2 protein-coding genes are annotated in these 13726 nt (G+C 56.4%); both read left to right on the top strand.

The window, feature by feature from the left end:
• On the top strand, nucleotides 1-1241 hold a 1241-nt coding region (locus ABX749_RS05770), incomplete at its 5' end, for a WD40 repeat domain-containing protein (protein WP_372895141.1).
• A 467-nt stretch (nucleotides 1242-1708) separates the two neighbouring features.
• Nucleotides 1709-13726: choice-of-anchor Q domain-containing protein (locus ABX749_RS05775; RefSeq protein ID WP_372895142.1), on the top strand; the 12018-nt coding region annotated here is incomplete at its 3' end.

Consider the following 13726-nt stretch of genomic DNA (forward strand, 5'->3'; position numbering starts at 1 on the left):
AATACGTTTTCGCACTCTGGAAACTTCGAACCGGACAAATTGGTCAAGCGGAGACTCAACTTCGGTCCCTCATCCAGACCGTCGACGACATCTCGCTCGAACAGTATTGCACCTTATGGTGGATCGATTGGCTAGAAAATCTTCGTGGCAAGCAGAGCGAAGAAGAACGAGCAGCACGCATGAAGCGATTGGCTCAACTGCAAGCCAAAACACAATTCAATCCCATCAACGTCGTGAAGAACTGGCTGGCTGTCTATGAGTCGATGCTGATCTCAACAGGTAATCTGGAGCCCGTTCGTCGAATCGTCGAAGCGGAATTGACGCGGACGACTTCAGATCCAGGCGTGAAGATTGCGTTCGATTTGTCGCGCAGCGGAGTGGCAGACACGTTATTTAATATCAATGCCTCGGCGATGGATCGAACCGGAACTCGCTGCGCGTTTGCCCCCTTACGCGATGGTAGTTTGTATTTATTGGAAACTGTCGAAGGCAGATTGGTGAATTTTCCTGCCGGCGGTGAAGTCCGTTGTCTTGAATTCACCGCCGACGGGAAGTCCTTGATTGTCGGCCGCCCCAACAAGTGCATCGATGTGATTGAGATCGCCACGCGCCGAGCAACCTCGCTGGACGTCAAATTCCAACCGAACTCGCTCGACTTCTATGAAAAAGGCAACTTGCTTGCCGTCGCGTTCCAGGCCAAGCGAGTGGAGATCTGGAATCTGGCAACGAATACCATTTGGCAACAGCCGACGCTTCTACTCGGCGTTCCGCGACAGATCGAGTTTAATTCCGACGGATCCCGAATCGCGATCGGCATGGGAAACGATCAGACTTCGATCTATTCTCAAGCACTGGCTCCGGTGACCGAATTGCCCGAGGGCGGTCAATTTGCGTGGATCGATCGCAACACCATTTGCTGTTGCCGTTCAGATTCCCGTCACCTTCGAATCATCGACATCAACAATCAACAACAGGCGAGGACACTTGCGACAACCTCGGGATCGATCACAGCATTAACGTATTTGAAGACTCATCAACTGCTTGTCACTGGAAACGACCGGGGCGAAGTCATCGGATGGTCACTCTCCGGCGAGCAGAAGTTGATTGGGCACTTGCCACGCGCGGTGATTCGGCGACTCTGCTCTTCCGAGGATGGTCGCTATCTGCTTGCGACCGGACGACGCCACCGGCAGGGCGACGGAGGGTCCTGCTGTGTGCTATTCGACTTGGCGACGATCTAGCTCGACCACCGTCCCGGAGCGAATCCATGGAGGCGTTTCGGCTTGCCGATTGAAGCCCGCACGCGTTCGCAAGTGGCCACGCCGCGGCTCTCGCTCACAGCTCGGGCTGACACTCGTTTGGGATTAGCCGGTTCGCGTCAGCTTCTGGACTTCGCCGCTGTCCTGAATTTAGCGGGATGGTACTCAAGTCCATTTTCCCTTAGGAAAAGCAGCTCCCCCCTGTCGGGTTGCGTGATGGTGTGCTGGCACCCGCTCATCTACGATTTCGGCCACTATTAGTGCCCAGGCATTCACTTATTTGGGGCAAGAGCTGTCCTTTCCCAGGTCATCCGCCCTTTGCCTCCTCATCCATTTTGTCCAGGAATGAATCTGTGAGTTTCATCAACCACTTGCGCAGGGCGCTGGGGGAGCGACCGGTTCGCAACCACCGAGGCGATCGAGTCCATGCAAGGCGCAATCGGCTTCGGATGCAGATTCTGGAACAACGCTATTTGCTGGCGGGAGACACGAACTACTCGTACGGCGACGAACTGCGTAACTACCGTTTGGCCATTGCAACAACGGAAGAATTCACGGCGGCGATCGGCGGTGAAGTCGCTGCACTGGCGAGTGTAAATGCCTTGGTATCGGAGTTGAATGCAATCTACGAGCCCGAACTTGCGATTCACTTCGATTTGGTCACCGGCGCCAACACCATCTTTGAAACAAGTGACCCGACGGACGACGGACTGGATAATGGCGATCTGAGTCGATTGATCAATCAAGGCACCGGGGTCTTTGACACGATCATCGGGCCGGACAGCTACGATGTCGGGCATGTCTTGGGGACATTCGGTGGAGGAGGCACATCCGGACTCGCCTACCTGGGCGTGGTCGGGAGTTCCTCTTTGAAGGGTGGTGGTGCGACCGTCGTCGGCAATATCAGCTCGGTCGGTTCAGAGGGGTGGAATCTAGTGGTCGCGCATGAGTTGGGACACCAATTCAGTGCTCGACACACATTCAATGCCTCTGTCGCGGGGACCAACTGCAACTCAACCACCTACGATCCCGCGTCGGCTTACGAACCGGCGAGCGGATCGACGATCATGAGCTATGCCGGAATCTGTGGTGCGAACGATTTGCAATCGACCGAAGACCCGGTGTTTCACTCCGCTAGCGTCGAGGACATCAGCGATTACATCACCACTCAGACCGGAGCGGACCCCAGTTCGACGACTCCTCTCGCCAACGATGTCCCGACCGTCAACGCCGGGATCGACTACACCATTCCCGCCGAGACTCCGTTTGCTTTGACGGCGGTCGGAAGTGACGCTGATCCGCTGAGCTACTCATGGGAACAGCTGGATTTGGGAACGCCCCAAAGTTTGCCGCTGACGGACCTGGGGAACGGCCCGATCTTTCGCGCCTTTGCTCCAACCAATGATCCGACAAGAGTCTTTCCTCGGCTCGATGACTTGCTCAACGGAGTTGACACGGCTGCGACCGGTGAAGTGCTGCCATCGATCAGCCGCGATTTGAACTTTCGCGCGACGGTTCGTGACGGTCACGGCGGTGTCTCCAGCGATGACATGGTGATCACGGTTGATAGCACATCGGGCCCATTTGCCATCACCAGTTTTAATACTAGTTCCATACTCACGGGCGGTTCATTCGAAACGGTGACTTGGGATGTTGCAGGGACCAATGCTGGTGCCATCAATGTCAGTGACGTCGCGATTGAAATGTCTGCCGACGGCGGATTGACGTATCCGTACGTCCTTGCCTCCGCGACGGCCAATGACGGAACTCAAACCGTCACGATCCCCAATGTCAATCTTACCAGTGCTCGCTTGCGTGTTCGCGCCGTGGGAAATGTCTTTTTTGACGTCAACGACGCCAACCTGACGGTGACCAGCGACAGTGGCCAGCCCGGAGTTGTGTTCGCTCAAAGCGGAGGCGACACTCGACCTTTCGAAGCTACTGGTCCCGGTCTGGATGACAGCTATGATCTCTCGCTCAATGGTGACCCTGCGGGTTCGGTCACCATCGAGATTGCCGCGGACGCTCAAACTCTGGTGAGTTCCGATGGTGTCAATTTTAGTTCGACACTGCAACTGGTCTTTGACTCCGCGGCGGCACAAACGGTTCACGTTCGTGGGATCAGCGACGGAATCGAAGAAGGGCCACACCAAAGCTCCATCGCTCATTCGGTTCTCGCCAGCACGTCCACAAGTTATCCGGTTGGAACCGCTCTAGGATTTTTGCGGGTCGACGTGATCGATGCTGATTTACCACCAGTCATCGGAATTGATTTCGACTCCGCTGGAAATGTTCCGTCGAACTGGAGCGGCGCAAGCGTCTTGTTCAACGCGGACGGTTCAAACCTGAATCGTGATGACGGTGCGGCAACGACCGTGGACGTTTCGTCGTCGATCAGTGGGACGACATGGATCAGTTCTTCAGGTCCGGCTTCCTCGACGATCCCACGCCACTTTCCGTCCTTGGTTGACCTGGACGGATACAGCTACAATGAACTTGGAAATACCTTCACGTCGACGTGGACGGGATTGACTGCGGGGGCGCAATACGGGGTCTATCTGTTTGGTTTCGAAAACCGCCCCGAAGACTATGGTCATGATGTGACGGTGACCGGTGCGGATACGGTTTCATTTACTCAGACACTTGTGAACGGCCAACTGGTCATTAATGACGCCGTCGGCTCAAGTTCGAATCGCTTGGACGACTATGCCCAGGTGGTTACCGCCAACGCAAGTGGAAGCATCACGATCACCGTCGCCCCTGCTGCGGGATCTCGAGGAGTATCGCTCGCCGGACTCGCGGTGCAGCCGATCTTCAATTCGATGCTTGATCCAAGCTTTGCGATCGCCGCGACGGATGCTTCGAAGAGTGAAGGGGATTTGGGCTCGATCGATTTCTCCTTCACGGTGACCCGGTCGGGGAGCACATCCGGAACGACGAGCATTGACTACAGCGTCAGCGGCGCGTTTCCCCAACCCGCCGATGCCAATGATTTTGGGGGGGCGTTTGCCGGCGGCACGATCAACTTTGCCGATGGCGAATCCAGCAAAGTGATCCGTGTCAGCGTCAGCGGTGATACTCTGGTGGAGCCCGATGAGAACTTCGTCGTGACGCTGGCCAACCCCGCCGGTGCCGCCACGATCACGACCGCAACGGCAAACGGTCTGATTCTCAACGACGATGTGATTTCCAGTCAGCCTCCGGTGCTATCTCTGCCGTCGGGCCCGGTCACCTACGTCGAAGGCGACGTTGCGATTCTGGTCGATTCCAACGCAACGGTTTCCGATGCGGATTCACCCGACTTTGACGGCGGAACCCTGACGATCGCCATCGCCGGAAATAGCACAGCGAACGACCAGCTATCGATTCGCAACCAAGGGACCGGTGCTGGCCAAATCGGCGTCACTGGAAACACGGTGTCGTTCGAAGGCGTTGATGTGGGAACATTCGCCGGTGGCACGGCAGCGACGCCGCTGATCGTCTCGTTCAACGCCAACTCGACGCCGGCTGCCGCGCAGGCGATTCTACGAAATCTCCAATTTATCAACTCGTCCGATTCTCCGTCGACTCTGTCGCGGCTGGTGACTGTCACGTTGAACGACGGAGATGGCAACGAAAGCCAGCCAACGTCGCAAGAGTTGGCGTTCTCTTTTGTTTTACCGATTACGGGCGACAATTTTACGATCGGCGAGGCAATCGGGCGTGATTCGGCAGGCAACCTCTACCATGCCGGGAGGTTCGCCGGGACCATTGATGCCGATCCAGGCGTTGGCGAGTTTCTTTTGACCACGCCGAGTACTTCGGAGGATGGCTATATCGCCAGCTACACGCCAAGTGGGAATTTGCGTTGGGCGCACCAGATCGGCAGTGCCGGAAAGGAAACTGTGTGGCGGATGGTTGTAAGCGGCTCGGGTGAGGTGTACGCCGTTGGTGAATTTGCGGAAGCGGTCGATTTCGATCCGGGCCCTGGAATCGTCAATTTGACTCCCGTCAATACCCGCGACAATTACATCTTGAAGCTCGACAGCGACGGTCAATTCGTCACCGTGGGGCAGATCGGAGGCGATATAAGCGGCCTTTCGATCGACAACAATGGAAACCTCCTGTTGTCAGGTGGTTATCGACGCACGGTCGATTTTGATCCTGGCCCCGGAGTGTTCAATCTTCCCGATGCCGGATCCAGCGGGAACGCCGACAGTTTTTTCTTGAAGCTCGACTCCGATCTGAATTTCGTTTGGGCCAAGTCACTCGATGAAGTCAACTATCCGCTCGGACGCGGCGACTTTTCTTGGGCGATCGCGGCAGATTCCAACGGTGATGTGTATGCGGCGGGCGATTTCCGAGGTGAAGTCGACTTCGATCCGGGGCCTGGAGTGACAAGTTATGTGTCGCCGGGATCTTCGGAGTCGGACGCTTATCTATTGAAGCTATCTTCCGCGGGAGACTTTGTTTGGGCGAGGGCATGGGGCGGCGCTGCAATCGAATCCTCTTCGACTCTGGCGATCGATAGCAATGACAATATTTTGGTGGGCGGCGGATTTGGAGATGCGTTTTCAACTTCGGTGGGCCAAACGACTGATTTTGATCCCGGGCCGGGTTCCTTCCTGATCACGAGTAACGGTGAACGCGATGCGTTCGTCTCGAAATTTGATAAGGACGGACAGTTCATTTGGGCGAGGGGCATCGGTGGAACCTACTTTGACACTCCGAGTCGTATCGCGGTCGACAGACAGGGAAATGTCTCACTCGCAATGAGATTTTGGCGGACTGTCGATTTTGATCCATCCGCCGACGTGTATGAAGTGGAGGCGGTCGGGATCAATAGTGCCATATGGGGATTGTCAGATACGGGTGATTTCAGATTTGTTGCCCATCAGGCCGCTGATTCAACCACGTCTATCAATCAGTTGATGATTGACGACGCGGGCAATCATCTTGCCACCGGATATTTCAATGCGACGACCGATTTTGATCCCGGAGTCGGTTCCTTTGAAGTGCCGGAATCGGCCAGCGGCGCTTTCATCTTGGAATTGTCGCTCGATAACCTTCCTGAGAATCAGATCGTTCATGTGGAAGGTGTTGACCCTGTTTTCTCCATCGCGGCTAATGACGCTCAAAAACAAGAAGGAAGCTCTGGCACGACAAACTTGACGTTCACGGTGACTCGAGCGGACGAATTGGTCGGCGAGTTCAGTGTGGATTATGCGGTGACCGGCGTCGGGACCAATCCGGCCGGTGCAACAGATTTCGGTGGTGCCTTTCCTTCCGGCACGCTGACCTTTGCCGAAGGTGAGGATTCAAAGTCGTTGGCCGTTGCGGTGACGGGCGATTTCGACATCGAACCCGACGAAACCTTCCGTGTCACACTAAGCAATCCGAGTGGCGCCGCGACGATCGCGATTGCGACGGCCAACGGCACAATCATCAATGACGATGCATTGCCAGATTTCGGTGATGCTCCGTCGCCGTTTCCCGTCACCTTGGACGATGACGGTGCAAGACACATCGCGGTTGGTCCCCATCTTGGTCCGAATCGTGATAGCGAAGCCGATGGAGTCAATTCCGCGTTAGCCAACGCCGACGATCTTGCCAATCAAGATGACGAAGACGGGGTTGATTTTGGCGGTGCTGTTTTTGCATCGACCAACGTCGCTCTGACCGGTTCGGTAGAGATCAACCTGCAAAATCCCCACTCGACTTCTAATCGGTTGGACGCTTGGCTCGATTTCAATCAGGACGGGATTTGGAGTGTCGGCGAACAGATTTTCACGGATTTCGATCTGGGCGTCGTCGCCGGGCCCCAGACAATTGACTTTGCCGTGCCACAAGACCTTGGTGCGAACGTGCTCAGTGGAACAACCTACGCTCGGTTCCGAATCAGCACGGTCGGCGGATTGTCTCCGACAGGCCAAGCCGTCGACGGTGAAGTGGAAGACCATGCCATCGAGATTATCAACGTCGCCCCGATCATCGTTGATACGCTCGTTGATGAAAGCGATGGGGATTTCAGCACAGGTGATTTATCGCTTCGTGAAGCAGTCGAGATTTCTGAATTGAATCCCGCGCCCGACGAGATCGTGTTCGCTCCTGGATTGAGCGGAGGAACGATCACGTTAACTGGAGGCGAACTGTCAGCGTCCGGAGCGTTGACCGTGACCGGACCCGGAGCCTCGCTACTGACCGTCAGTGGCGGGAACCAGTCGAGAATCTTTAACTTTACCTCGAGCGCTGATGTGTTGCTCGATGGGTTGACGCTTGTTGACGGCCACACCAACGGGTCCGGCGGCGCCATCTTCAGCCAGGGAGATTTGGAAATTCGCAGTTCGGTGATCAGCAACAACACGTCGGGCGCCGGCGGCGGAATCAACCACAGTGCATCATCAAAGAGGCTCGTGATTGCCGACACGATCATCGAGGGAAATACATCGAATAGCTCTGGCGGCGGCCTCACATCATCCGGGCCGACCGAAATTTCCAACACTTCGATCACGAACAACCAAGCCATCACCGTTGGCGGTGGGATGTACTCGTACATCACGACCACCACTTTGACCAACACGATCATCGATGGAAACACATCCGTGATTCGGTCCGGAGGTGGGGTTTACCAATACCTGGGCACGCTCAACGTGGTCGATAGCTCGATCGCGAACAACCAAGCTCAGGGGACAACGTCAGGAGGTTTAGGAGGCGGCATCGCCGTCGATTCTGGAACTTTGCTTGTTCGTGGCAGCACCATCGCCGGCAACACTTCCGTCAACAAAGGTGGCGGAATCGACTACGCCGATCGAAATGGGTCGAGCAGCTTCAGCGTCATCAACTCGACGATTTCTGGAAACACGACCAACGGCGAAGGTGGCGGCATCTCGGTCGGAGAAGGCAATCTCAACCTGACGCACAGCACGGTCACTGCGAACACTGCGCCCGCAGGGTTTGGGAGTGGTATCGCCAACGACACTCGTAGCTCCGGGCGGATTGCAAGGAGTTTCATCAATAGCAGCATCGTCGCGGGTAATACCAACAGTGACATCGACTCGATCAACGGATCTCCTGCGTCGGTCGTCAGTCAGAACTTCAATCTGATCGGTACGGGAAACGTCAGCTCGAACTTCAACATGTCGTCGGACACCAATGGAGTCGTCGCCCCAGGCCTCGACATTCTTGCTGACAATGGTGGGCCAACTCCGACGCACGCGTTGCTTGCGGGCAGTCCGGCCATCGATGGAGGTGACACTTTTTCCGCTGAAGCGTTCGATCAGCGCGGCACGGGATTCCCGCGACTGGTCGGAAGCAATGTTGACATCGGTTCCTTCGAAGCGAGTCTCGCGTCAACCTTTTTGATTGCCGCGGTTGATGCGGTCAAAACCGAAGGCAATTCTGGAACAACAAATTTCTTTTTTACCGTCACTCGGCTGGGTGAAACGGACTTCGCCGCAACTGTCGACTTTTCCGTAACCGGCGAGGGCGGTAGTCCTGCGGATGCTGTCGACTTCGGCGGTGCGTTTCCGAGCGGGACATTGAATTTTGCGATCGGCGAAACAGATAAAATCATTACCGTCGGCGTCAGCGGCGATTTGGTCGCCGAAGCCGATGAACAATTCAGGACCTTGCTCTCCAATCCGAGTTCGGGCGTCTCGATCGGGAGTCGTTTCGCGCTGGGGACGATTCAAAACGACGACGCTGCCGTCCTGACAGTCAACATTGCTGACACCGGAATTTCTGAATCAAGCGGAGCGGCCGCGACGAGTGTGACCATCACCAGAAGCAGCGATACGAGCGGTTCACTGCTTGTGAATTTGGTCAGCGACGACACTACAGAAGCGACGATTCAAAACTCGGTCACGATCCCGGCGGGGCAGGCCTCTGTCACAGTTCCGGTGACCGCCGAAGATGACACTTTGGTGGACGGCACACAGGTGGTAACGATATCGGCGACCGCCACGGGGCACGCCGGCGCGTCCGACACAGTGAACGTGACCGACGATGAGGTTGCGGGCTTTGTCGTGGCCGAAACCGGTGGGGATGCCTTTACCTGGTCCGATGCCGGTTCCTCTGGTGTCGACCCCTTCGGCAACCCATGGATCGCATCGAACACGACGACCTTGCCCAGTTGGGGGATTCCTGGATTTCAAGCGGGCACGATCAACTTTGTCGGCACGGGGTCCTACGACGGTTTTCGCGTGACGTTTTCAGGCTTGCCCGACGGCGTCACGATCGATGGCAATCATGGAAATACCGTCTTGAACAAGACCCCATTCTCTTCGGCTGACTTGTGGAATAAAGAGGTTACGGCAAACAGCGTCTTGTTTACCTCGCCTGATCCGGTGAACAAGCGGCTCACCGGTGGTGAGCGTTTCTTTGTCAGTGTGATCTTTACGGGTGGCCTTGATCTCGGACAGTTGCAGTTTGATGTCGAATACATCGATGGACGCGCGCCTGGCAACACCGAAGTCAGTGAATCGGGCAGCACGGATGATTTGACGGTCGCCCTGACAGCGCAGCCAACTTCGGATGTGGTCATCGATGTGACCGTGGGGGACACGGGAGAAGTTTCCGCGGATCGAAACCAACTGACGTTCACCACCGCGAATTGGAACGTCGCGCAAACCGTCACTCTCACCGGAGTTGACGACGCGTTGGTGGACGGAGATCAAACGTCGTCGGTGACCTTTGCAATCGATCCCGCCTTATCTTCCGACGCATTTGACTTGCTTGTCGAACAGAGTGTTTCCGTCGTGACGTTGGACGATGATTCCACACCGGATCCCGATTTCGGCGACGCGCCAAACACATCACAGTCCGGATTCGCGGGAAACTATGCGGTAACACTCGCCGAGGATGGTGCGCGCCACGAAGTGGTCGGACCGACCTTGGGAATCAACCGTGATTCAGAACTCGACGGAGTCCATTCCAGCAACGCGGACGCCGACGATGCTGATGATGTTGTCGATGATGAGGATGGCGTTGCATTCACCAATGCGCTCATTGCTTCAACTACATCGACGACGACGGGTTTCGTCGATGTTGAACTGCGAAATGCCGATCCGACTTCGAATCGCCTGGACGCTTGGATCGACTTCAATCGCGACGGCGATTGGGATGACTCGGGCGAGCAAGTGTTTACCAATTTTGATCTGGGCACAAGCAACGGTGTTCAAACATTGTCGTTTACCGTCCCCCGAGACACGGGAGTCAATGTTGACACAGAATCGGGAACAGTCACCTATCGCTGGACCGGTTTCTTGGAGGACGATGGCGCCAATCCCTGGGGACTCGATGGCGATGGAATTCTCCGTTCCGGAGAATTCGATGGGACACCGTACACATTTGAGGTCGTGATTGACAAACGTGCCACAGACTTGCGAACCGGGGCTGGAACGGGTTCCAACCTCGCTTCGTATGTCCCCCTGTCGACCACAATGATCATTGGTGGTGTCGAAGCAAACGTGGCCAATGAAACGTTCAATCTCGCCGATGACTTTTCGGGTAACGATAGCTTTTCAATCTCTGCCGATGTGACTCTGGCGGGCACAACTCAGCGTATCAGCTCTTCCATCGTGCTGCCGGGTTCCAGCTTTGATCTCGCAGACGATCCGTCGGCCGACGTGCCTCCTGTCTTTCTGCCGTCTCATCCCATCTCTTTCACCGCGAATGGTTTCGTCGGCAATGACACCTTTACCTATCCCGCCGACGCTCCGGTGACTTCGTTTGCCACCGATGGCGGCCCGCTGACGACCTTCGCTCGGTTCCGCTTGAGCACTTCGGGGGGCTTGGCGACAACAGGACCTGCGAGCGACGGTGAGGTCGAAGACCATTGGGTTTTGATCGCCGCGGAACCGGGAGTGGACTTCGGTGACGCGCCCCATTCCGGCCAGTCTGGCTTCACCAGTTCGTACCCCGTTTCGCTCGCCGATGATGGTGCACGGCACGTCGTCAATGGTGGACCGACACTCGGAACCGTCATCGATGCGGACTTGGATGGGGTGAACTCGGCCGATGCAGACTCGGATGACCTTGTCGGTGCCTCGGATGATGAGGATGGAGTGACGTTTTCATCGATTTTGTTCGCGTCGGGGAGCAGCACGAGTGTCGGCACAGTGGGTGTTGATCTGCGAAATGCTGACCCGACATCAAATCGGCTGGATGCCTGGATCGACTTCAATCAGGACGGTGACTGGACCGATCCCGGCGAACAGATTTTCACGGATTTCGACCTCGGGACGGCTGATGGACTTCAGAACCTAAACTTCACGATCCCTCGCGCATCTGGTGGAGCCATTCGAACGGGAACCACTTTCGCTCGATTCCGCCTCAGCACGTCTGGGAACCTCGGGGTGACGGGGCTCGCCGGAGATGGAGAAGTTGAGGACCATGCGGTGACTGTGGTCGCCAGCCCTCTCACCGTGTCGACGTTGATTGACGAGAGCGACGGAGATTACTCATCGGGCGACCTGTCCCTTCGCGAGGCGGTCGAACTTGCCAACCTGAACCCGGGACCTGATCAGATCGGCTACCTGATCGGTTTGAACGGAACGACAAGCCTTACCCTTGGCCAGTTGGACATTACCGAAGACCTGACGATCACCGGGCGTGGAAAGACGTCGACCGTTGTCAGTGGCTCAGGCCTCTCACGCGTGTTCCGAGTGTTCAGCGGAACCGACGTGACTCTGTCCAACATGTCGATTATCCAGGGCGCCACCTCGGGAGCTGATGCTAACGGCGCGGGAATCTTCTCGACAGGCGATCTGTTCCTGGACGGCGTGCAATTCGTTGCCAACAACACAACCGACGGATCAGGCGGCGGTCTTTATCAGCGAGGTGGTTCGCTCACCATTTTCAATTCGCTCTTCGGACTCAATCCCGTTTCCGGGAACGGAAGGGATGGTGGTGGAATCGCAGTTGTTGATACGGACGTGTCCATCACGTCCACCACGATCACCGAAAATCAGGCAATCGGGTCAAACGCGAATGGAGGTGGAGTGAGTGTCGTCAACGGCAACCTGGCGTTGACGGCATCGACGTTCGACAACAACTCGGCGCAGAATGGCGGCGGCCTGGTTTTTGAGGTGAATCTCGACGGCACCACTTTCATTGCCGATGTCACCAATACGACCTTCTCAGGAAACAGCGCCGCATCGATCGGCGGAGGGATTACGAACGTAGGTGGCATACTCAATCTTCGCCATTCCACCGTCACACTCAACTCAGGGTTCGGCGGTGGGATCGGATTTGCAGCAACGCCGAGTCATAACAATTTTTTCGCATCGATCATTGCGGGTAATTTTGGTTCGGATATCAATACTTCGACCGGGCCAGCGGGCCCCACGATTAACACCCTTGGTTTCAATCTGATCGGCATCGGAAACGCAACCACAGGGTTTAACCAACCGTCGGATCAAGTAGGGGTTACCGCCCCCGGCCTAGATGCCCTCGCCGACAACGGCGGGCCGACTATGACCCACGCGTTGCTGCCAACCAGCCCCGCTCGAGACTCTGGACCAACCAGTTCCGCCGAATCGTTTGATCAGCGTGGTTCCGGGTTTCCCCGGTTGATTGGCACCCATGTTGATGTCGGTGCCTTTGAAGCTGAGTTGCCCACATTGCTGTCAATCGAAAGAACCAATGCCGTTCGGCTCGAGGGTAACAATGGGACAACGCCATTTACGTTTACTGTGACTCGCAGCGGAGACACGAACGGCCCCACCAGCGTCGATTATGCAGTCGCGGGAGCCGGCTTGCAGCCAGCCAATGCGGATGACTTTGGGGGAACCCTGCCCAGCGGTACGATCAGTTTTGCCGATGGTGAATCCAGCAAGCTGATTACCATTAATGTGAGCGGAGACCCGTTCGTCGAGTTAAATCAAGGGTTTACCGTTACTCTCAGCAATCCGACGAGTCCGGCCGTCATCACCGATGCGATTGAAACCGGAATCATTCTCAATGATGATATGAGTGTCGTGAGCGTCGTCCCCATTGCCAATGCGACCGAGGATAGCGGACTGCTGATCTATCAGTTTCGGAAAACAGGCACGGGGCCCGAAACACCCGCCCTGACCGTTGAGTTTGAGCTGGCTGGAACGGCGACGTTTGGGACGGATTATCCCGCCGCCACCCCACTGTCAGTTGACTTTGCAGCCGGAGTAGGAACCGCGCAGGTCAGCATCAACCCAACGACTGATCTGATTGTCGAACCCGACGAATCGGTCATTCTGACGATGCAAGACTTGGCGACATACGATGTCTCTCCACTCAGCCCTTCTGCAACGGCCTTGATCCTTGACGACGATTCCGCGTCCTTGTCGATCGGGGACGTCGCGATCACCGAAGGCGACTCGGGGACCACCGACTTGACGTTCACCGTCACACTGGACTCGGCGGTCGACACGGGCTTGTCGGTCGACTTCGCCACCGCCGACGGGACCGCCACGACGGGCGATGGCGACTACGTGGCCACAAGCGGCACCTTG

It is taken from the genome of Stieleria sp., assembly GCF_041595215.1.
Classification (GTDB): Bacteria; Planctomycetota; Planctomycetia; order Pirellulales; family Pirellulaceae; genus Stieleria; species Stieleria magnilauensis.